The 21,413-nt window shown below is 51.3% G+C and carries 17 protein-coding genes; 7 read left to right on the forward strand and 10 right to left on the reverse strand.

All coding sequences use genetic code 11. The features are described 5' to 3' along the window. Nucleotides 1-100 precede the first annotated feature (100 nt). The 4 genes from dnaA (at nt 101) to gyrB (ending at nt 6,671) form a co-directional block, all read left to right on the forward strand. A complete protein-coding gene (gene dnaA, locus ACGHZ6_RS00005; protein WP_390616703.1) occupies nt 101-1,783 on the forward strand; it encodes a chromosomal replication initiator protein DnaA in 1,683 nt (560 codons plus the stop codon). Nucleotides 1,784-1,869: 86 nt separating this feature from the next. Further along, nucleotides 1,870-2,970 carry a DNA polymerase III subunit beta gene (dnaN, locus tag ACGHZ6_RS00010; protein WP_390616704.1) on the forward strand — a complete coding sequence of 367 codons (1,101 nt, stop codon included), beginning with the start codon at nt 1,870-1,872 and terminating at the stop codon, nt 2,968-2,970. Between the two features lie 56 nt (nt 2,971-3,026). After that, nucleotides 3,027-4,184, forward strand: a complete 1,158-nt coding sequence (recF, locus tag ACGHZ6_RS00015; protein ID WP_390616705.1) for a DNA replication/repair protein RecF — start codon at nt 3,027-3,029, stop codon at nt 4,182-4,184. Between the two features lie 66 nt (nt 4,185-4,250). Next, nucleotides 4,251-6,671 (forward strand): DNA topoisomerase (ATP-hydrolyzing) subunit B, encoded by a 2,421-nt coding sequence (gyrB, locus tag ACGHZ6_RS00020; RefSeq protein ID WP_390616706.1) that lies wholly within the window; start codon nt 4,251-4,253, stop codon nt 6,669-6,671. A 78-nt stretch (nt 6,672-6,749) separates the two neighbouring features. On the opposite strand, the gene ACGHZ6_RS00025 is transcribed toward gyrB, so the two are convergent. The 5 genes from ACGHZ6_RS00025 to glyQ all read right to left on the reverse strand — a co-directional run bounded on the left by ACGHZ6_RS00025 (nt 6,750) and on the right by glyQ (nt 11,858). Next, the gene (locus ACGHZ6_RS00025) at nt 6,750-7,319 is read right to left on the reverse strand and encodes a hypothetical protein (protein ID WP_390616707.1); all 570 of its coding nucleotides are present in this window, start codon (nt 7,317-7,319) and stop codon (nt 6,750-6,752) included. A 152-nt stretch (nt 7,320-7,471) separates the two neighbouring features. Then, on the reverse strand, nt 7,472-8,185 hold the full coding sequence (locus tag ACGHZ6_RS00030; RefSeq protein WP_390616708.1) for a lysophospholipid acyltransferase family protein: 714 nt from the start codon (nt 8,183-8,185) through the stop codon (nt 7,472-7,474). Nucleotides 8,186-8,200: 15 nt separating this feature from the next. Then, nucleotides 8,201-8,752 carry a D-glycero-beta-D-manno-heptose 1,7-bisphosphate 7-phosphatase gene (gene gmhB, locus ACGHZ6_RS00035; protein WP_390616709.1) on the reverse strand — a complete coding sequence of 184 codons (552 nt, stop codon included), beginning with the start codon at nt 8,750-8,752 and terminating at the stop codon, nt 8,201-8,203. Between the two features lie 71 nt (nt 8,753-8,823). Continuing rightward, nucleotides 8,824-10,902 carry a glycine--tRNA ligase subunit beta gene (gene glyS / locus ACGHZ6_RS00040; RefSeq protein WP_390616710.1) on the reverse strand — a complete coding sequence of 693 codons (2,079 nt, stop codon included), beginning with the start codon at nt 10,900-10,902 and terminating at the stop codon, nt 8,824-8,826. Then, nucleotides 10,902-11,858, reverse strand: a complete 957-nt coding sequence (glyQ, locus tag ACGHZ6_RS00045) for a glycine--tRNA ligase subunit alpha (RefSeq protein WP_390616711.1) — start codon at nt 11,856-11,858, stop codon at nt 10,902-10,904. The genes glyS and glyQ overlap by 1 nt, the downstream gene beginning before the upstream one ends. A 263-nt stretch (nt 11,859-12,121) precedes the next feature. Between glyQ and ACGHZ6_RS00050 the strand changes: the two genes are divergently transcribed. Then, nucleotides 12,122-13,015, forward strand: a complete 894-nt coding sequence (locus tag ACGHZ6_RS00050; protein ID WP_390616713.1) for a lysophospholipid acyltransferase family protein — start codon at nt 12,122-12,124, stop codon at nt 13,013-13,015. A 22-nt stretch (nt 13,016-13,037) separates the two neighbouring features. Here ACGHZ6_RS00050 and ACGHZ6_RS00055 read toward each other — a convergent pair whose 3' ends face one another. The 5 genes from ACGHZ6_RS00055 to def form a co-directional block, all read right to left on the reverse strand. Then, nucleotides 13,038-14,486: a TrkH family potassium uptake protein gene (locus ACGHZ6_RS00055; protein WP_390616714.1), complete on the reverse strand. Its 1,449-nt coding sequence runs from the start codon at nt 14,484-14,486 to the stop codon at nt 13,038-13,040. Nucleotides 14,487-14,512: 26 nt separating this feature from the next. Further along, nucleotides 14,513-15,898, reverse strand: coding sequence for a Trk system potassium transporter TrkA (gene trkA, locus ACGHZ6_RS00060; protein ID WP_390616715.1), 1,386 nt, complete (start codon nt 15,896-15,898; stop codon nt 14,513-14,515). Between the two features lie 21 nt (nt 15,899-15,919). Then, nucleotides 15,920-17,224 carry a 16S rRNA (cytosine(967)-C(5))-methyltransferase RsmB gene (gene rsmB, locus ACGHZ6_RS00065; protein WP_390616716.1) on the reverse strand — a complete coding sequence of 435 codons (1,305 nt, stop codon included), beginning with the start codon at nt 17,222-17,224 and terminating at the stop codon, nt 15,920-15,922. 10 nt (nt 17,225-17,234) lie between these two features. Further along, the gene (gene fmt / locus ACGHZ6_RS00070; RefSeq protein ID WP_390616717.1) at nt 17,235-18,179 is read right to left on the reverse strand and encodes a methionyl-tRNA formyltransferase; all 945 of its coding nucleotides are present in this window, start codon (nt 18,177-18,179) and stop codon (nt 17,235-17,237) included. Nucleotides 18,180-18,252: 73 nt separating this feature from the next. Next, nucleotides 18,253-18,759: a peptide deformylase gene (gene def, locus ACGHZ6_RS00075; protein ID WP_390616718.1), complete on the reverse strand. Its 507-nt coding sequence runs from the start codon at nt 18,757-18,759 to the stop codon at nt 18,253-18,255. A 232-nt stretch (nt 18,760-18,991) separates the two neighbouring features. Between def and ACGHZ6_RS00080 the strand changes: the two genes are divergently transcribed. Both ACGHZ6_RS00080 and dprA read left to right on the forward strand, forming a co-directional pair. Then, on the forward strand, nt 18,992-20,053 hold the full coding sequence (locus tag ACGHZ6_RS00080; RefSeq protein WP_390616719.1) for a LysM peptidoglycan-binding domain-containing protein: 1,062 nt from the start codon (nt 18,992-18,994) through the stop codon (nt 20,051-20,053). A 128-nt stretch (nt 20,054-20,181) separates the two neighbouring features. Continuing rightward, the gene (dprA, locus tag ACGHZ6_RS00085) at nt 20,182-21,378 is read left to right on the forward strand and encodes a DNA-processing protein DprA (protein WP_390616721.1); all 1,197 of its coding nucleotides are present in this window, start codon (nt 20,182-20,184) and stop codon (nt 21,376-21,378) included. The last annotated feature ends 35 nt before the right edge of the window (nt 21,379-21,413 follow it).

Below are 21,413 nucleotides of genomic sequence, written 5' to 3' on the forward strand. Positions count from 1 at the left end.
GTGGATAAGTAAACTCACAAACAGTAAAATATGCGGCTTGCATATGAACATAATTAAAGGGGATGCAGTGGGTGCCTTACCTGCTGTTTAAGGGGGAATTTTGCCAGAAGCAATCTGGAAAAAGTGTGTTGGGTGTTTACAGGATGAGCTGCCGTCACAGCAGTTTAATACCTGGATTCGCCCGCTCCAGGTCGATTCACAGGCAATGGATCAATTGCGTCTATTGGCGCCCAATCGTTTTGTACTCGATTGGGTAAACGATAAGTTTTTATCGCGTATTAAAGAACTGGTACTTGAGCAGGGCGATGCGCCTGGTTTGCAGGTAGAAATCGGCGTTGCGGCTCGTCAGCCAAGCCGTTTCCTGCGTCAGCCTCAGGCGCCTGCGCCCAGCGCTGCACCTGGCAGTGGTTATGGTGCGCCTGCCGCTCCTGTTGCGGCGCCAGCACCGACAGCCAATCCGTCGAACGCCAACTTTGCTTCAGCTGATGCTACCGGTGGTGTGTTAAATGGATCACCGGTTGAACCTATTTCGGTAACGGCTGTAGAGCAACCCCGTGCTTCTGTGGAGCCTGTAACTTCACTGATGGAGCAACCTGCGTTGGATTTTGCGGCTGCGCCTGCTGCGATGGGTAGTGTGCCTTCTGTTTCCGCCAGTACGACACCTTCTATTATTACCAGTCCGGTAAGCAGTCCCGTGAGTGCCCCTGCGCCAGTGCAGGAAGTACGTAGTGCGGCTTCGGATGTAGAGGGTGGTTTAAAGCATCGCAACTACCTAAATAAAAGCTTTACCTTCACCAGTTTTGTTGAGGGTAAATCAAACCAGCTGGGTTTAGCAGCTGCCAGGCAGATTGCCGACAACCCGGGTGGTGCCTATAACCCGCTGTTTATTTACGGTGGTGTAGGCCTGGGTAAAACTCACTTGATGCATGCCGTGGGCAACGCTCTGGTAGAGAAGAACCCCAATGCGAAAGTGGTCTACCTGCATTCTGAGCGTTTCGTTGCCGATATGGTCAAGGCGCTGCAGCTCAATGCGATTAACGACTTTAAACGTTACTACCGCTCTGTTGATGCTTTGTTGATTGACGATATTCAATTTTTTGCCGGTAAGGAACGCTCGCAGGAAGAGTTTTTCCATACCTTTAATGCTCTGCTAGAGGGTGGCCAGCAAATTATTCTCACCTGTGATCGTTATCCGAAAGAAATTAACGGTCTGGAAGAACGGCTTAAAAGTCGCTTTGGCTGGGGCTTAACGGTAGCCGTTGAGCCGCCGGAGCTGGAAACCCGCGTAGCGATTCTGATGAAGAAGGCCGATCAGGCCAATATGACATTGCCACATGATGCAGCTTTCTTTATTGCCCAGCGGATCCGTTCTAATGTGCGTGAGCTTGAAGGGGCATTAAAGCGCGTGATTGCCAATGCACATTTTACCGGCCGCGATATTGATGTCGAACTGGTACGCGAATCACTTAAGGACCTGTTAGCCCTGCAGGACAAACAGGTCAGTATCGACAATATCCAGCGTGTGGTATCGGAATACTTTAAGATCAAGGTCAGTGACATTTTATCGAAACGTCGCAGCCGTTCCGTGGCCCGTCCACGTCAGGTTGCCATGGCCCTGTCGAAAGAGTTAACCAATCACAGCTTGCCAGAAATTGGTGATGCCTTTGGTGGCCGTGACCATACAACGGTGTTACATGCTTGCCGCAAGATTAAATCCTTGCGTGAAGAGGATGCCGATATTCGTGAAGATTGGAAAAACCTGTTACGTTCGCTGACCACCTAAGCCGTGTGTCATTGCGAAGACGTAACCGTTAGTTGAAACAGCTAGTTAAACATAAGATAAGAACTGGAATTTTAGGGAATAAACCCATGCAATTTACTGTATCTCGAGAAGCTCTGTTAAAGCCACTGCAGTTAGTGGCCGGTGTTGTTGAGCGTCGTCAGACGCTGCCTGTACTGTCCAATATTTTGGTTAAGCTGTCAGACACTCAGTTGTCGTTAACTGGTACAGACCTTGAGGTTGAAATTGTCGCTCGTGTCACCCTGGAGCAGCCGGGTGAAGGTGGCGAGCTGACAGTACCTGCGCGTAAGCTGGTTGATATTTGTCGCTCCCTGCCAGACGATGCTGAACTTAATTTTATTGAAGAGAATCAAAGGGTTATCCTGAAATCCGGGCGTAGCCGTTTTACCCTGTCGACCCTGCCCGCCGCTGATTTCCCCAATGTGGAACAGGGGCCTGGTGACCTGCAGTTTGCCTGTGAGCAACACGATATCAAACGCCTGATTGATCGCACCAGCTTTGCTATGGCACAGCAGGATGTACGCTACTACCTCAACGGCATGCTGTGGGAAGTACAGGAAGGCCAACTGCGTTCTGTTGCTACCGACGGTCACCGCTTGGCGCTGTGTACTCGCGCAATTAATGTATCCACTCCAGAAACAATCCAGGCCATCCTGCCGCGCAAAGGTGTGGTTGAACTGTCCCGTCTGTTAGATGGTGACGGTGAGGTTAACGTTGTACTGGGGGCTAGCCACATTCGTATGTCCACCGAGACCTACACCTTCACCTCCAAACTGGTAGACGGTAAGTTCCCGGATTACGAACGCGTATTGCCTCGTGGCGGTAACAAACAGGTATTTGGTTCGCGCAACGAGCTGCGTCAGGCCTTTGGCCGTACCGCTATTCTTTCTAACGAGAAGTACCGCGGTGTACGTCTGTTGTTAACCGATGGTCTACTGACCATTGTCGCCAACAACCCTGAGCAAGAAGAGGCGGAAGAGCAGGTAGTGGTTGATTACAGCGGTGATCAGCTGGAAATCGGCTTCAACGTTAGCTATCTGCAGGATGTTTGTGGTGTGTTGAGTTCAGAGAATGTGAAGATGACTCTGTCAGACTCCAACAGCAGTGCGCTGCTGGAAGAGCCAGAAGAGGGTGACTCCGTATATGTTGTTATGCCAATGCGCCTGTAATCAGGTGCATTGCATTACCGGTAACCCCATTCTTCTTTCTTAATAGCCAATAGTCCATGAGCCTAAAGCGCTTATCGGTCCAAAATCTCCGCAACTTGTCTTATGTTGATCTGGAGTTAGCCGAGCACCTTAATATTATTTATGGTGCTAACGGCAGTGGTAAAACCAGCTTGCTTGAAGCTATCAGCGTCCTGTCTCTAGGGCGCTCCTTTCGCAGCCGCAAAATCAAATCCCTGATTAAATCTGAACAAGAACAGCTAACGGTTTTTGGTCGCCTAGTTGTTGATGGTGAACAATCTGTTGAGATGCCTGTTGGTGTTAGCCGAGACCGACAGGGCGGTGGGCAGATCAAAGTTGATGGTTGTACCGTGTCTTCGGCTTCTCAGCTTACTGAGCATTTGCCGCTTCAGATCATGAATGGGCATTCTTTTCAGTTATTGGAAGGTGCGCCTCAAGTAAGGCGCCAATTTATGGATTGGTTGGTGTTTCACGTGGAACCTGGTTTTTTATCACTATGGAAAGATGTCCAAAAGCTATTAAAACAGCGCAATAGTGTGCTCCGACGTGATAAAATAGATCCTTTGCTTCTGGCTCCGTGGGACAAGGAATTAGCGGTTAAAGCTACTCAGCTGGACCAGATGCGTCAGCAGGTGTTTGATCGCTTCCTGGCTCGATTTAAGGCCCTTGTAGAAGACTTTATCGCCATAGACGGTTTGATGCTTTCCTATTACCGGGGATGGGATAGAGAGCAATCCTATTCTGAGTGTCTGGAAGCTGGCCTTAATCGAGATATAGATTTGGGGTATACCCGTGTAGGGCCGCATAGGGCTGATATACGGATAGGTATTCTGAAGCAGCCTGCCGCTGAAGTCTTATCCAGAGGGCAGCAAAAGTTGCTGGTGAGCGCGTTGCGAATTGCCCAGGGAGCCGTGTTCCAGGAGATTACCGGTCGTCGCTGTGTTTATCTGATTGATGATTTGCCTGCAGAACTCGACAGCCACTATCGCGAGGTATTGGCCGGGTGGCTCGATCGCCTGCAAAGCCAAGTATTTGTAACCGGTGTTGAGCGCGACGTCCTAATCAGCGCCTGGCCAGTACAAAGCAAAGAAAGAACGCAAAGCGTGTTTCACGTGGAACACGGTATGGTAACTACCTGTGAAACAGCACCGGTAGATACGGTTAACAAGCCTACTGAGTATGAAGTGGGCCAGTAATTGACTGAAGAATAAGAACTAAACCGCAATAGTCGGCGCGCTTGGCGTCAAACAGTGGAGTGAACTATGTCAGAAGAGACAACTTACGACTCGTCCAGTATTAAGGTTCTGAAAGGATTGGATGCTGTCCGTAAGCGCCCAGGGATGTATATCGGTGATACCGATGACGGAACCGGTCTGCACCATATGGTGTTTGAGATCGTCGATAACTCAATTGATGAGGCCCTGGCAGGCCACTGCTCTGAGATTAAGGTCACTATCCACCCGGATGAGTCTGTATCCGTCAGTGATAATGGTCGCGGAATCCCGACTGAAATCCACGATGAAGGTGTGTCTGCTGCAGAAGTTATTATGACCGTACTGCACGCCGGCGGTAAGTTTGACGATAACACCTACAAGGTATCCGGTGGATTGCACGGGGTAGGGGTGTCGGTGGTAAACGCCCTGTCTGAGAAGTTGCAGCTCACCATTCGCCGTGAAGGCAAGGTTCATGAGCAGATTTACCGTCATGGTGTACCTGATGCGCCCCTGACTGTCATTGGTGACACCGAAGCCAGCGGTACCGAAGTTCACTTCCACCCGTCAGCGGAAACCTTCACCAATATCGAGTTCCACTTCGACCACCTGGCCAAACGCCTGCGTGAACTGTCGTTCCTGAACTCTGGTGTACGCATTGTGCTGAAAGACGAGCGCAGCGGTAAGGAAGAAGTCTACGAGTATGAAGGTGGTTTGCGGGCCTTTGTTGAGCATATCAACACCAATAAAACCCCGATTAACAAGGTGATGCACTTCACCACCGTGCGTGAAGAAGACGGTGTTGGCGTTGAAGTCGCGCTGCAGTGGAACGATTCCTTCCAGGAAAACATCTTCTGTTACACCAACAATATTCCTCAGCGCGACGGCGGTACCCATTTGGCCGGCTTCCGTGCGGCGCTGACCCGTGGTCTGAACGGCTATATTGAGCGTGAAGGCATGGGTAAGAAAGATAAGGTCAACACCACCGGTGATGATGCCCGTGAAGGTTTGACGGCGATTATCTCGGTGAAGGTTCCTGATCCCAAGTTCTCCTCCCAGACCAAAGACAAGCTGGTATCGTCTGAAGTGAAGACCGCAGTAGAGCAGGAGATGGGTACCGCCTTTAACGATTACCTGATGGAAAACCCACAGGAAGCCAAGCAGGTTGTCGGCAAGATGATTGAGGCTGCCAAGGCCCGTGAAGCCGCCCGTAAAGCCCGTGAGATGACGCGCCGTAAAGGTGCCCTGGATATCGCTGGTCTGCCTGGCAAACTGGCAGACTGTCAGGAAAAGGATCCGGCGCTGTCTGAACTGTACCTGGTGGAGGGTGACTCTGCGGGTGGTTCTGCCAAGCAGGGTCGTAACCGTAAGACCCAGGCAATCTTGCCCCTGAAGGGTAAGATTCTCAACGTAGAAAAGGCGCGCTTCGACAAGATGCTGTCCAGTGCCGAAGTCGGTACCCTGATTACCGCCATGGGTTGTGGTATCGGCAGCAGCGAGTTTGATCCCGATAAACTGCGTTACCACAACATTATTATCATGACCGATGCGGACGTGGACGGTTCCCACATTCGTACCCTGTTGCTGACCTTCTTCTTCCGTCAAATGCGTGAACTGGTCGAGCGCGGTCATATCTACATTGCCCAGCCACCGCTGTACAAGATCAGTAAAGGCAAGCAGGAGCAGTACCTGAAGGACGATGAGGCCCTGACTCAGTTCCTTACCCAGGCAGCCCTGGAAGGCTCTTCACTGCACGTAAATACCGATGCACCTGGACTAGGTGGCGAGCCGCTGGAGGCCCTGGTAAACGAATACCGTGGCGTTATGGCGACTATCGATCGTCTGTCACGCCTGTACCCGGCAGAAGTTCTGGAGCAGATGATCTATCTGCCGGCGTTGAAAGAAGAACACCTGGCTGACCAGGATTACGTGTCCAAGTGGGGCGACCAGCTATTGGCACGCCTGACCCTGAATAACGGCTCCGGTAGCCATCGTTACCGTGTCATAGTGCGTGAAAACGAAGAGCGTCACCTGTTCCTGCCCGTTATTGAGATCACCGCTCACGGTGTGCCTACCGAGTATCTGTTTGCCCATGACTTTTTCCAGTCCGGCGAATACGGTAGCATCATTGGCCTGGGCGAACACCTGGAGAACCTGATCGAAGAGGGCGCCTATATCCAGCGTGGTGAACGTCGCAAGGAAGTTGAGAGCTTTAAAGAAGCTCTGGAATGGCTGATGACCGAATCCCGCCGCGGCTACAATATCCAGCGCTATAAAGGGCTGGGTGAGATGAACCCGGACCAGCTGTGGGAGACCACCATGGATCCAGAGACTCGCCGTATGCTGCAGGTGACCGTAGAAGATGCGATTGCTGCTGACCAGATCTTTACCACCTTGATGGGGGATCAGGTAGAGCCACGTCGTGACTTTATTGAAACCAATGCGCTGGCAGTGGCTAACCTGGACGTGTAATCAGGCACTAGCACTGCTGTGATGGAAATAAAAAAGGGCCTAACGGCCCTTTTTTATTGGGGGTATGTTTTACCTGGCCTAGTTTAGAGAAGCCTGAAGTTGTTTAAGGATCTGCATTTCCTCCGGTGTTGGCGTATAGCGACCACCACAGCGTGGATCAGTTTTTTGCAGCAGGGCAATCACGCTGCGAGGCAGTGGAATTGGGTCACAGCCGTGGCCCTGCTCGCAGATCAAGTCAAATTCGGGTTTGGCTTTTATATGGCAGCCTAGGCAGTTACCGCCAAAGCGGTTGATCACATCGGTGTAGCCTCGTTTATGGATATCTGTGCCAGCAGGGGAAACCGTAAGCTCAAAAAACTCCCAATCTTTGGTGGCCGGGCTGGTGCCTTTGGGCTGTTTAACCATCACTTCGCTGGGAACCAGTTGCACAATGGAGCCCTCGGGGTATTCTCCCTGACCGGCTTCAGCAACAGCTTTGGTGGCTTCAAGTTTGGTTTGATCAAGGTTACCAATGTAGAAGTGTCTAACCTTGGTCATATCCAGCATACATTGAAATGTTTCCGCATTGATTTGGAGTGGTGTCTTTGTGTCGGCATTGAGGTTAGGTATCAGGCATAAGCCGATTAACAGGGTAAATAGTCGCTTCATGGCTGCAGGTTTCTCTCTCTTTTTAGAATGATGACTTTACTATAGCGGATACTTTTGTTGTATACAAATATATTGTGTGCAATGTATTTGTGTGCTTTTGTCATGGGCGAAATTTGGAGGGAGATATTTGTAGGGGTTAGCGGTCTAGACTGTTAGACCGCATCAGGCATATCGGCTATTTGCGCTTCGATCCAGTTTTTAACTTCTTCAGTCATTTCCCGGCTATTACGGCCTTCAGGGTAGATTGGTTCACCGATAGAGACCTGAATCTTACCTGGGTGTTTGGTAAGCGTATGCATTGGCCAATGGAGACCAGCATTGTGAGCGATAGCCAGCACCGGAGCATTAGCAGCAATAGCGATATCGGCACCGCTGCGGGCGTAATTACCGACTTGTCCCAGAGGCGTACGAGTACCTTCTGGAAACACCAGTACATTATTACCTTCTTCCAGGCGTTTCATGCCTTCTGTTTTAACCTTCTTAAGCGCTGCGCGAGGGTTACCGCGATCGATGGCTATTGGGCGCAGTAAAGCGAGGCCCCAACCGAAGAAAGGAATGCGCAGTAATTCCTGTTTGAGGATGGTGGACAGAGGTGCAAAGTACAGTTGCAGGAAAAATGTTTCAAAAGTGCTCTGATGTTTGGCCATGATCACGACAGGTTGGTCGGGAATATTTTCCTGGCCGCGTACTTCAACACTGATACCGCAGCAAAGCTGTAACGACTTGAGGGCAAACCAGTTAAAGCCAATTAAAATGCGATGACGGATGGCGTAGGGCACGATCCATAACACCAGACACAGGCCACCAAAGAAAATGGCCAGGGGGATCAGGCAGGCATAAAACAGCAATGAACGGATAAACAGCATTTACCTACTATTCCTTTAGCTATAGCGTTCGATTATGTGGTCAGCCGCTTGCGCAAGATCGGCAAAGTGCGGTGTTTGCTCTAGGCCTTCGGTCTCTGCAAGCTTGGGTAATGTTTTTTCGCCCTTGCCGGTTAATACCAGCAGAGGATCACAGCCTTTTTGCAGGCCAGCTTCCAGATCACGCAAGCTATCGCCAACCAGTGGCACGCTACTGGCTGACACATCAAATTCAGCTTCAATGGCATCAATTAAACCCGCTTTGGGTTTACGACAATTGCAGTTGTCGTCCGGGCCATGGGGGCAGTAAAAAATCGCGCCCAGCTCACCGCCAGCATCAATAACCAATTGGGTGAGTTTGTCGTGCATGGCTTCAAGATCATCGAGATCAAACAGACCGCGAGCCAGCCCGGACTGGTTGGTAGCAACAACTACGGTAAAGCCGGCCTTATATAACTTGGCGATGGCTTCGATACTGCCGTCGATGGGGATCCACTCGTCAGCGGATTTTACATACGCGTCAGAGTCTTGATTGATCACACCGTCGCGATCAAGGATGACTAGTTTCATTATTATATTCTGCGGTTAAGTAAGATGGCCCCTTACCCAGTAAGGGGCCATCTAAACGCTAAAGTTATCTATTAGTTTTTGGTCGCCAGCAGAGAAATATCTGCGACTTCCAAAAACAGATTGCGCAACTGACTTAACAGGGCCAGGCGGTTATTGCGCAGCGCTTCGTCGTCGGCCATTACCATTACCTGGTCGAAGAAGGTGTCTACGCTTTCACGCAAACTGGCCAGGGTTGCCAGGGCTTCGGTATAACTGCGATTGGCAAACAGTGGTGCAACTTCTTCAGCTTTGGCGCTAACCGCAGCAGCCAGATCTTTTTCCGCTTGTTCTTGCAGCAGAGCCTGATCCAGTTGTGCAGCAACAGGGCTGTCGAGTTTGGCCAGAATATTGGATACACGCTTGTTAGCCGCTGCCAGTGCTTGTGCTTCCGGTAACTGGTTAAAGGCATTTACCGCATGCACGCGCTTGTTGATATCCAGCGGCACACTCAACTGCTTGGCACTTACCGACAAGAAGACTTCGGTCGCAATCTTCTCTTCTTCGTACCAGGAGCGGAAACGCTCAACCATATAGTCAAAGGCGGTGTTAACTGTTTCTTCGGCGTTTTTAATATTGCCGCCGTGCAACGCCGTGGCGGTTTGCAGCAGTGCTTTCAGGTCCAGGTCCAGTTCTTTCTCAACCAATAAACGCAGTACGCTGACACTGGCACGACGCAAGGCAAACGGGTCTTTGGAACCGGTAGGCTTCTGGCCAATACCAAAAATACCGCTAAGAGTATCCAGTCGATCAGCCAAAGCAATAATGGTACCTGTATCCGTGCTTGGCAGTTTGTCACCGGCGAACTTCGGCAGATACTGCTCCTGCAAAGCCTGCGCAACTTCTTCATCTTCGCCGTCGTTCTGCGCGTAGTAGTAACCGGCTACACCCTGCATCTTATCGAACTCGCCAACCATATCGGTCACCAGGTCAGACTTACACAGCTCGGCAGCGCGTTCGGCTTTGGCTACATCACCGTTTAACTGTTTGGCGATATCGGCAGCCAGCGCTTTTACGCGTTCGGTTTTATCAAAGATAGAACCCAGTTGGGCCTGGAACACGATAGGTTTCAAACGCTCGCGGAATTCAACCAGCGTTTTCTTTTTATCGGTTTCAAAGAAGAAGGCAGCATCGGATAAGCGCGGACGAATCACCCGCTCATTACCGCTGATAATTTGCTGTGGATCCAGGCTTTCAATATTGGATACGGTAATAAAGTTCGGCATCAGTTTGCCGTCACTGTCGACCACCGGGAAGTACTTCTGGTGTTCTTTCATGGAGTACACCAGAGCTTCGGAAGGGACTTCCAGGAAGCTGTCTTCAAAGCGACCGGCCAGAGGCACAGGCCATTCAACCAGTGCGGTAACTTCGTCCAGCAGATCCTGATCGATAACGGCTACACCACCCAGCTTTTGTGCTTCTGCTTCAACCTTCTCGCGGATCACGGCCTGGCGGGCATCGAAGTCCACCATTACGTAACCGGTTTCTGGCAGCTTCTTCAGGTAGTCGTCGGCATTTTCAATCAGCAGTGGCTGGTTGTAGTGGAAGCGGTGACCACGAGTTTCGCGGTTGGCGCGCAGTCCCAGCATTTCCGCATCAACAATCTCATCACCAAACAGCATCACCAGCCAGTGTACCGGACGTACGAATTCGTTACGGCTGGCACCCCAGCGCATACGCTTAGGGATGGGCAGCGCGTTTAAAGAGGCCTCAACAATCGTTGGCAGCAACTCAACGGTATTGTCGCCGCCGGCGGTTGCGCGGAACACCAGCTTGTCGGCTTTACCGTCGTTGTCGGTTTGCAGCTCGCTCACCGCAATACCGTTTTTCTTGGCAAAGGCTTCAGCGGCTTTACTTGGATTGCCGTCAGCGTCAAAAGCAATTTTTGCCGGTGGGCCCCAAACTACCACTTCTTTTTGTGGGGTTTGATCGGCCAAGCCGCGAACCACCGTGGTTAAACGCCGTGGGCTGGCAAAGGTTTCAATCTTCTCAAAAGGCAGGTCCTGCTCTTGCAGACCTTTTTCAATACCCTGACCAAATGCCTGCATCAGGGTTTTCAGGGCTGTAGGTGGCAGTTCTTCGGTGCCCAGTTCTACCAGAAAATCAGCAGCCATTATTCGTCATCTCCATCTTGAGTGTGAGCCTGGAGTACTTCCTGGCGAATGGATTCTTCAGCGAGTGGGAAGCCCAGTTTCAGGCGGGCATCAAAGTATGCCTGTGCTACGGCGCGGGCCAGGGTGCGAACACGCAGAATAAAACGCTGACGTTCGGTTACCGAAATGGCGTGGCGGGCATCCAGCAAGTTAAAGGCGTGAGAGGCTTTCATCACCATCTCGTAGGCGGGCAAGGGCAGGCCTTTTTCAACCAGGCGCTGGGATTCCGTCTCACACTTATCGAAAGTGGCAAACAGGAAGTCGACATCGGCTTCTTCAAAGTTGTAGGTCGACATTTCCACTTCGTTTTGGTGGAACACATCGCCGTAGGTGACTTTGCTGCCATCCGGGCCAACGGTCCACACCAGGTCGTAAATGGAATCGACGCCCTGCAGGTACATGGCAATACGTTCGATACCGTAGGTAATTTCACCGGTAACCGGGTAGCACTCAATACCACCGACTTGCTGGAAGTAAGTAAACTGAGTCACTTCCATACCGTTAAGCCAGACTTCCCAACCCAGACCCCAGGCACCCAGGGTGGGGGATTCCCAGTTGTCTTCCACAAAGCGGATATCGTGAACCGCAGGATCAATACCCATCTCTTTCAATGAGCCCAGGTAGAGTTCCTGAATATTGGCAGGCGAAGGCTTCATCACTACCTGGAACTGGTAGTAGTGCTGCAAGCGGTTAGGGTTTTCACCGTAGCGGCCGTCGGTAGGGCGACGACAGGGCTGAACATAGGCGCTGTTCCAGGTCTCCGGGCCAACGGCACGCAAGAAAGTGGCTGGGTGGAAAGTACCTGCGCCCACTTCCATATCCAGTGGCTGAAGGATTACACACCCCTGACGGGCCCAATACTGCTGCAGGGCAAGAATCAGGCCCTGAAAGGTTTTGACATCTGGTTGTTCAGACACGGTTGTCTGCGCCTCCGGCGAAAGTAGATCAATCTCGGGCCCTTTTTGACTTAGAGACAATAGGCTTGCCAATGGGCAAGACAGAAAAAGGCCACGTTAAAAAATAAGGGGCGAATTATAGCCTCTGGCCGTGGCAGGCTCCATGGCGATATTGACGGATTTGCGCCAGTAATGGGGCCGAAAGGGCAAAAAAACAGGAATTAGTTCAGTGACCGCGCAAATTCCGGTAAGCTGCGCGCCTGATCGACCTCAATGACGTTCCTATGACAGACCTTAAATCCAGCTTTGCCGTCTCGTTTCTTAAGGCATCTGCCTGCTTGCCGCTTGCGGTCAGCCGGGCGTTGGGCGCGTTTGTGGGTCGCTGTAATTATTGGCTTGATACCAAAATGGCCAAGATTACACACGAGAACCTGCGTCTTGCCTTTCCGGATATGTCTGAGGCCGAGCGGAATCAATTAGCCAAACGCAGCCTGCAGGAAACCGGCAAAGCCATGCTGGAAACCGGCGCTGTGTGGTTAAAAGACTACGCCTGGGTCAGACAGCGTATATTGGGTATTGAAGGGCTGGAGTTACTGGAGGAGATGGTTAACTCTCCCCGAGGTACCGTGTTATTGGCTCCGCATATTGGCAACTGGGAAGTCTTGGGTCTGTATTTGACCGAGGTGGCGGAAGTTACTAGCTTGTATCAGCCTCCCGACATTGAGGCGCTGGAACCGATAATTCGCGGCGGCCGTGAAAAGGTTGGCGCCAAGCTGGTGCCCACCAACCGCAAAGGTGTGATGGCATTACTGAAGGTACTGAAGGCCGGCGGTTTTACCGCGATTCTGCCTGATCAGGTGCCCGAGCGCAGTGGCGGTAACTATGCGCCTTTCTTTGGCATTAATGCCCTGACCATGACCTTGGTCCACAATCTGGTACAGCGTACGGATTCACAGGTACTGGCTGGTTATGCCAAGCGGGTTAAAGGTGGTTACAAAATTGTCTTCAAAGAGGTCGAACCGGGCATTGGCGGTGAAGATGAAACTTCATCCTTGACAGCTTTGAACCGGGCCGTGGAATCCTGTGTGGAAGATATTCCCGATCAGTACCAGTGGGAATACAAACGCTATAAGCGGCAGCCCAAGGGTGTGGCCAAGTTCTACCGCTTTAAAAAGTAGCCTTTGTTTTAGGCGTCGAGCTTTAGTGACGCCAGAATACCGGTGACATTAACACCAGCAGGGTGAAAACTTCGAGTCGACCCAGCAGCATGGCAAAACACAGAATCCATTTGGCTGGTGTATTGATATCTCCGTAGTGCATCGCCACATCGCCCATACCTGGACCCAGGTTGTTGATACAGGCCCCCACGGCCGAGAAGGCGGTAATAAAATCGAGGCCGGTGGCCAACAACAGTAAAAACATCACCATAAACGCCATCACGTAAACGGCGAAGAATCCCCATACCGCTTCTACGACCCGGTCGCTTACCGACTTTTTACCCAGCTTAATAGGGATAACGGCATTGGGGTGAATCAGGCGGTTAATTTCCCGCAGGCCCTGTTTGCAAATCAGTAGCACGCGAATCACTTTCATACCGCCACCGGTCGAACCGGCACAGCCACCCATAAAGGCAAACAGGAACAGCATAAACGGCAAAAAGGTGGGCCAGATGGTAAAGTCTGCGGCTCCGAAACCGGTGGTGGTCAGGATAGAGGTTAGCTCAAAGGTGCCGAGCAAAAAGCTATCGGTAAAGTTATAGGTGTTGGAAAAATACAGGTACGGAATCGTGATGGCTGCACCAATGCACAGGCACATAAAATAAAAGCGCAGCTCTGGATCAAGGAAATAATAAAACGGCGAGCGCTCACGCCAGGCAAAAAAGTGCAGGGCAAAGTTCACCGCCGAGATACCCATAAAGATGATGCAGATCATCATAATGGCTTGGCTATCGAAGTAGCCAATACTGGCATCGTGAGTAGAGAAGCCGCCAATAGCCACGGTAGAAAATGCATGGCAGATAGCATCGAAGGCACTCATACCGGCTAACCAATAGGCGATGCCGCAACAGATGGTGAGAGAGGAATAAATTAAAAACAGCACCTTGGCGGTTTCGGTAATACGCGGGGTTAACTTACTGTCTTTAATCGGACCTGGTGTTTCTGCTCGATACAGCTGCATACCACCAATGCCCAGCATAGGCAGAATCGCCACGGCGATAACAATAATACCGATGCCACCTAACCACTGCAGTTGCTGGCGATAATACAGAATCGATTTGGGCAGATCATCGAGGCCGGTAATCACCGTGGCTCCGGTGGTGGTTAATCCCGACATGGATTCAAACACCGCATCGGTAATGGATAATTCCAAACCGTTGGCAAAAATAAACGGCAGCGATCCGAATAGCCCCAGTACCGACCAGAACAGGGCAGTAATTAAAAATCCATCGCGGGTGCGTAGGTCCTGGCGAATATTGTGCACCGGAAACCACATGACCAAGCCGGTGACAAAGGTAATTAAAAACGCGATCCAGAAGGCGGTATGGTTTTCGTCTGCGAAGAGTACCGAGACCAGAATAGGTGGAATCAGAGTTAAGCTGAATAGCATCAGCAAAACCCCGAGTACGCGTAAAATTATCGTGATATGCATCTATCGCTGATTCCTAGGTAATAGGCTTAAAAGAAGCTAAAGCCAACTTGGAATAACTGTTCGATATCGCGGATATGCTTTTTGTTAATCAAAAACACAATCACATGGTCACCGGTTTCGACGACAATATCATCGTGGGCAATTAACACTTCACTGCCTTTATCGGTTTCGCGCACTATCGCACCAATATTAGCGCCTTCGGGCAGATCGATATCTTCAATGGCTTTGCCCACCACCTTGGAGGACTTCTCATCGCCGTGGGCGATTACCTCAATGGCTTCGGCTGCACCACGGCGCAGGGAATGTACATTGACGATATCGCCGCGGCGTACATGGGTGAGCAAACTGCCGATGGTGGTTTGCTGTGGCGAGATGGCGATATCGATTTCGCCGCCTTGCACAAGGTCTACATAGGCAGGGTTATTAATCAGTGCCATCACTTTGCGGCATCCAAGACGCTTGGCCAACATGGAGGACATAATATTGGCTTCATCATCGTTGGTCAGCGCCAGGAAGACATCGGTGTCTTCGATGCTTTCCTCTAGCAGTAAATCCTGATCCGAGGCGCTGCCATGTAAGACGATGGTGCGATCGAGGCGTTCGGACAATTGTTGACAACGATTGGCGTTAAACTCAATCAGTTTAACGCTGTAACGGGTTTCCAGCTTGCGGGCCAGGCGAATACCAATATTACCGCCGCCAGCAATAATAATGCGCTTGTAAGGGTTTTCTAATCGTCGCAGCTCACTCATTACCGCGCGAATATCGGTTTTGGCGGCGATAAAAAACACTTCATCGTCTGCTTCAATCACCGTTGAACCGGTAGGTGTGATGGCACGGTCGCGCCTATAAATTGCCGCCACTCGCGTATCGACCGAGGGCATATGTTGACGCAGGAAACTCAGTTCCTGGCCCACCAGTGGCCCGCCGTAATAGGCTTTTACTGCTACCAGCTGTACCTTGCCATCGGCAAAATCCAGTACCTGCAGGGCGCCGGGGTGTTCGATCAAGCTGTAGACGTAATCGGATACCAGCTGCTCTGGGCTAATAAGGACATCGATCGGGATGGCATCGTTGCCAAACAGGCCTTTGCGATTCAGGTAAGCATTGGAACGGATACGGGCAATTTTGGTCGGTGTGCGAAACAAACTGTAGGCAACCTGACAGGCCACCATATTGTTTTCATCGTTGTTGGTAACGGCGATCAGCATATCGGCATCTTCGATACCGGCTTGTACCAGCACATAGGGATGCGAGGCTTCACCGGTAACGACACCGATATCAATGCGATCGCGAAGTTCTCTTAATCGTGATTCGCTGGTATCAACAACGGTAATATCGTTAGCTTCACTGGCCAGGTTCTGTGCCAGTGTGCCGCCAACTTGTCCGGCCCCCAAAATAATAATTTTCATGGCGTCGCTACTATATCCATTCTATGCCATTGGTTTACGCAGGCAGGCGTAAAAGAATCCATCGTGGCCTTGCGGTTGCGGTAAAAGCTGGCGGCCGCAGGTCTGTTCTATTCCCCAAGGTGCCTGAATGACTTCGTGCACCGCTGTTGGCTCATTGGCCAGAAAGGTTTCGACTACCTGAGTATTTTCCTGTGGCAAGACTGAGCAGGTGGCGTATATCAGGCGACCACCGGGTGCCAGGGTTGGCCACAGGGCCTGCAGTAACTGCAGTTGTAATGCCGCAAGCTTAGCAATATCTTCCGCTTTTCGCAGCTGTTTGATATCCGGGTGACGACGGATCACGCCGGTGGCTGAACAGGGGGCATCCAATAGTATGCGATCGAAAGGTTTGCCATCCCACCAGGATTTGGTATCACCGACATCGGCGCAGATCAGTTTGGCTTCAACCTTCAGGCGCTGCAGGTTTTCAGTAACGCGTTCCAATCGGTTCTGTTCCAGATCGACCGCGATCAGTTCTTTCAACTCGGGTTCGGCTTCCAGCAAATGGCCGGTTTTACCTCCGGGGGCGCAACAGGCATCCAGTACGCGCTGGCCAGGTGCCAATTGCATTAAAAATGCAGCCAGTTGCGCGGCCTCATCCTGCACACTGATATCACCTTCAGCAAAACCAGGCAGCTGCGTGACATCACAAGCCTGCTCAAAGGTAATGCCGTCTTCACTGTAGGCGGTGGCTTTTGCCGCATAACCGGCACGCTGCAGTTCCTGCAGGTATTGGTGGCGTGACAGTCGGCTTTGGTTGGTGCGAATGGTAAAGGGCGGGTGCTGATTATTGGCTGAAAAAATATTGCTGGCTTGTTCCGGCCAATAACCTTCGATTTTCTTGCGTAGCCAGTTGGGGTGAGCTGTGACAAAAGCCGGGCTCTTGGCCAATGCCTCGTGCAGTTCGGTTTTTTGTCGCTGGTATTGACGCAGTACACCGTTGACCAGTTTGGTAGCCCAGGGCTTTTTTAGTGTTTTGGTGATATCCACCGTTGCGCCAATGGCGGCATGATCAGGGATACGGGTGTAGTCGAGTTGGTAAAGACCCAACATTAACAGTGCTTCAATATCGCGATCTTTTTCTTTTAAAGGTTTTTCCAACAATCGGTTGAGCGCAGACTGTAATTTAGGTTGCCAGCGCAGGCTGCCAAAACACAGTTCCTGTAGCAGCCCCTGATCACGCTCGGCGACCTGATTCTGGGCTTTGGGTAACAGGCTTGCCAGTGATGCCTGCTGTTGCAGGACTTGGGTGATCACTTGGGTAGCAAGCAGGCGAACGTCTTTCACTGTCACCGCCTTATTGCAGTACGGAGCCAACGCTAAAGCGTTGGGCGTGGCCGTTGAGAATATCTTTTATAGATAGCACCTTTTTACCTGGCAGCTGCAGTTGCTTTAACTTCAGGCTGTGTTGGCCACAAGCCACGTCGATAGCGTCTTTATCCACGTGAATAATAGTACCTGCTTCGGCTTGAGTTACCGTCGGATTGATTTCGGCATCCCAGACGCGAATACGGTCTTTGTCCTGGCTAAAGTATGCGACCGGGAAAGGATTAAAGGCACGAATCTGGCGATCGAGTTCTTCTGCACTTAACTGCCAATCCAGCGCAGCTTCCTGCTTGGTGAGCTTGTGGGCGTAATTGGCCAGGCTGTCATCCTGCTTTTCAGGTTGTGCCGTTCCCTGCGCTAATTGCTCGAGTGCTTCTATTAATGCCGGGCCACCCAAGGTGAGTAGTCGATCGTGCAAGCTGCCACCGGTATCGTTAGCTTCAATGGGGCAGCGGGATATTACCAGCATATCGCCTGTATCCAGCCCGACATCCATTTGCATGATGGTCACCCCGGTTTCGGTATCGCCTGCGGCAACGGCACGTTGAATCGGGGCCGCGCCACGCCAGCGTGGCAATAATGAGGCGTGTACATTTATGCAGCCCAGTCGCGGGGTATCCAGTACGGCTTTGGGCAACAACAGGCCGTAGGCCACGACCACCATAATATCGGCATTCAGTTCAGCCAAGGCATCACGATCGGCCTGCTCTTTAAAGTTTTGCGGTTGGTACACAGCAATATTGTGTTCCAGCGCCAGGGCTTTTACTGGGCTGGCGGCCAGTTTTTTTCCGCGACCGGCAGGGCGATCCGGTTGTGTGTAAACAGCGATAACCTCGTGCTCACTGTTTAAAAGCGTCTGCAAGTGATGGGCGGCAAAATCCGGGGTTCCGGCAAAGACAATGCGCAAGCCTGACATAGGGGGTCCTTGAAATAAAAACAGGTTTGTGGGTAACCACAAACCTGTTAACTATTGTAATTAAAGGCGCTTATTAGGCGCGCTGTCGGTGCAGCTTTTCCAGTTTCTTGCGAATACGATCGCGTTTCATGGAAGAAATATAGTCGACAAACAGTTTGCCTTTTAGGTGATCGAGCTCGTGCTGAATGCAGACTGCGAGCAAACCATCAGGTTCAAGGGTAAATTCTTCACCGCTGCGATCCAGTGCGGTAACACGGATCTGGGTAGGTCGGTCTACAGATTCATAGAAGCCAGGAACCGACAGGCAGCCTTCATCATAGGGCTGTTTATCCTCACCGAGAACTTCAACCTGCGGGTTGATAAACACCAGCGGATCATTACCGTCTTCGGAGATATCCATCACCACCACCTGCTTGTGGACATTGATCTGGGTCGCGGCCAGACCAATGCCGGGAGCGGCATACATAGTCTCAAACATATCGTCGATCAGTGTGCGAATACTGTCATCGACCGTGTCTACAGGTTTGGCAACGGTACGCAAGCGGGGGTCTGGAAACTCAAGAATCTCTAAAATGGCCATAAATGGTTGTGACAAACTTCTAGTAAAAAGGGAACAACCGCTGCTAACATTATGATCACACAGCTATTATTCGGTGAATTGTGCCGTTATTAAGGGCGAAAACGGGACTAAACGACCCTCAACTGCCTTGGCTCAGGACACTGTAGGCTATTATAACGACTAATGGGCTATTATAACGATTATCTGCCCTGACGCCGAATAGAACAGGCAAAATAGAACAGGATTGGTTTCTATGAAAAAGCTTAGGCTTGGACTGGCTGCACTTACTCTCTGTGTTTCTTCCCTGGGGGCTTCCTTCAGTGCCAGCGCTGAAGAGGCGATTCTCAACGATAATCACCCGGACCGTTATACGGTGGTCAAGGGTGATACCCTGTGGGATATATCGGAAACCTTCCTGAAAAATCCCTGGATGTGGCCGGAAATCTGGCATGTTAATCCGCAGATTGATAATCCACACCTGATTTATCCTGGCGATGTGATTACGCTGATTTACCTCGACGGTCGTCCACGATTGGTGGTTGAGCGTGGTGAAGAAGGCCGTAGTTATAAGATGAGCCCGGTTAAACTGTCGCCAACGGTTCATATTAAACCTTTGGGTGAAGCCATCCCGGCTATCCCTTTGGATGCCATCAGTAACTTCCTGTCTCGCAGCCGAGTGGTAGAACAGGGTGAGCTGGAAGCAGCCCCTTATGTCTTGATGGGCGCTGAAGATCACCTGGTGGTCGGCGCCGGTGATAGCCTCTATGCCCGCGGTGAGTTTGCCGATAAGGTGCCGGTTTACGGTGTCTACCGTAAAGGCAAGCCGTATATCGACCCGGATAGCAACGAACTGTTGGGTGTTGAAGCCCGCGATATCGGTTCGGTGAAAATGCGCGGTAAGGAAAATGATATTGCCACCCTGGCGGTAACGCGTACTACCGAAGAAATTCGTATCGAAGACCGTCTGCTGCCACACGAAGAACGTGCCATTGATTCCACCTTCTTTCCTTCCTCTCCTGAAGAAGAGATTGCCGGCAGGATCATGACTGTTGAAGGTGGTGTATCTCAGGTAGGTGCCATGGATGTGGTAACCATTAACCGCGGTGAGCGTGAGGGCCTGGAGATCGGCAATGTGCTGGCGATTTATAAGAACGGCAGCATGATCCGTGACCGTGTGACCGGTGAAAAGGTCAAGTTACCCGATGAGCGAGCCGGTCTGTTAATGGTATTCCGTACCTTTGAGAAAATGAGTTTTGGCTTGGTGCTGGAATCTTCGCGTCCGCTGGCCGTGAATGACAAGGTACAAAAGCCTTAAACCCATATGTAAATCCAGGGCGTGATGGATTAACTGTCACGCCCTTATATCATCAGGGACGATGTGATCATTAAGCTGTAGGTCTTACACCCCGCTAAACACTTACCAGCTAAAACAGTGAGCCCGATATGGATATCGAGCAACCCCTCTCAAACATTTCCTCTACTACCTTGTGTCCAGAGCAATTAAGTCTCGACGAGCTTTCCCTGTCGCAGACGATTCATTTGCTGCAATTTCTCCCCGGATTTGGTCCCGCTGGTTTTTGGCGCTTGGCGTCTGAACTGGATGATTTACGTCGGATATTTACATTACAGCCCGCTGTATTGGCGCCCTTGTTGGCCAATCAGCCGTCACAGGCGCTATCCGAGCTGCGCTGTAATTATCGTACTTCACCGGTTTGGAAGGCCTGGCTAAAAGCCCTTGAGTGCTGCGCTCAAACAGGTTTGCAAGTCATTACTTATCTGGATGATGGATACCCGAGCCTGCTAACTGAAATCGAGGCAAAGCCGCCGGTATTATATTGCCGTGGTGATATGTCCCTGTTGAACCAACCCCAGCTGGCTATTGTCGGTAGTCGCAATGCCTCCCAGGCTGGATTGGCCAATGCCCAGGCCTTCGGCAAAGATTTGGCTGCCGCCGGTTTTACTGTAACCAGCGGCTTGGCATTGGGTATCGATGGGGCTGCCCACACCGGTGCCCTGGAAGTAGGTGGTCATACCTTGGCTGTATTGGGTTGCGGGCTGGAGACGATTTATCCCCGTCGGCATCAGTCTTTGGGTGAGCGGGTGTTGTATCAGGGCGGCCTGCTGATCAGTGAGTTTGCTCCCGGCACTGGACCGCAACCAAGCCATTTTCCCCGCCGCAATCGCATAATCAGTGGCTTGAGTTTGGGCATTCTGGTGGTTGAGGCGGCCCTGAAAAGTGGTTCCTTAATCACCGCGCGTTATGGCCTGGAGCACAACCGGGAAGTGTTTGCGATTCCCGGCTCTATCCACAATCCACTCAGCCGCGGTTGCCATGCCTTGATCAAGGAAGGCGCGACGTTGGTGGAGACTTCGAAGGATATTATGGATCAGCTGCAGGGTTGGCTGATGACGAGTCCGTCCGTGTCAGAGCCAACCCAGTACCCCTGTTCTGATTTGGCACCGGATCTCAGCGATGAAGAACATCGCCTGTGGCAGTTAATTGGCTTTGAGCCAACGGGGTTAGAGCAATTGATAGCTGCAACCCGGCTATCGACCGGAGAGGTATTAAGCGGGTTGATGGGGTTGGAGCTAAAAGGCCTGATCGAAGCCTATGAAGGCGGCTATCAGCGTCTTAGTTAATAGATTCTGGTCATACAAAGGTCGTTTGCGCTAAC

Origin of the sequence: Maricurvus nonylphenolicus (genome assembly GCF_042854845.1) — a bacterium.
Lineage (GTDB): Bacteria > Pseudomonadota > Gammaproteobacteria > Pseudomonadales > Cellvibrionaceae > Maricurvus > Maricurvus nonylphenolicus.

Bases quoted from the DNA above. Each gene is read 5' to 3' on its own strand.
- def (WP_390616718.1), bottom strand. From the start codon at position 18,759: ATGGCCATTTTAGAGATTCTTGAGTTTCCAGACCCCCGCTTGCGTACC.
- glyS (WP_390616710.1), bottom strand. From the start codon at position 10,902: ATGGCTGCTGATTTTCTGGTAGAACTGGGCACCGAAGAACTGCCACCT.
- ACGHZ6_RS00080 (WP_390616719.1), top strand. From the start codon at position 18,992: ATGAAAAAGCTTAGGCTTGGACTGGCTGCACTTACTCTCTGTGTTTCT.
- dprA (WP_390616721.1), top strand. From the start codon at position 20,182: ATGGATATCGAGCAACCCCTCTCAAACATTTCCTCTACTACCTTGTGT.
- ACGHZ6_RS00025 (WP_390616707.1), bottom strand. From the start codon at position 7,319: ATGAAGCGACTATTTACCCTGTTAATCGGCTTATGCCTGATACCTAAC.
- fmt (WP_390616717.1), bottom strand. From the start codon at position 18,179: ATGTCAGGCTTGCGCATTGTCTTTGCCGGAACCCCGGATTTTGCCGCC.
- recF (WP_390616705.1), top strand. From the start codon at position 3,027: ATGAGCCTAAAGCGCTTATCGGTCCAAAATCTCCGCAACTTGTCTTAT.
- ACGHZ6_RS00030 (WP_390616708.1), bottom strand. From the start codon at position 8,185: ATGCTGTTTATCCGTTCATTGCTGTTTTATGCCTGCCTGATCCCCCTG.
- ACGHZ6_RS00050 (WP_390616713.1), top strand. From the start codon at position 12,122: ATGACAGACCTTAAATCCAGCTTTGCCGTCTCGTTTCTTAAGGCATCT.
- dnaN (WP_390616704.1), top strand. From the start codon at position 1,870: ATGCAATTTACTGTATCTCGAGAAGCTCTGTTAAAGCCACTGCAGTTA.
- gyrB (WP_390616706.1), top strand. From the start codon at position 4,251: ATGTCAGAAGAGACAACTTACGACTCGTCCAGTATTAAGGTTCTGAAA.
- trkA (WP_390616715.1), bottom strand. From the start codon at position 15,898: ATGAAAATTATTATTTTGGGGGCCGGACAAGTTGGCGGCACACTGGCA.
- gmhB (WP_390616709.1), bottom strand. From the start codon at position 8,752: ATGAAACTAGTCATCCTTGATCGCGACGGTGTGATCAATCAAGACTCT.
- ACGHZ6_RS00055 (WP_390616714.1), bottom strand. From the start codon at position 14,486: ATGCATATCACGATAATTTTACGCGTACTCGGGGTTTTGCTGATGCTA.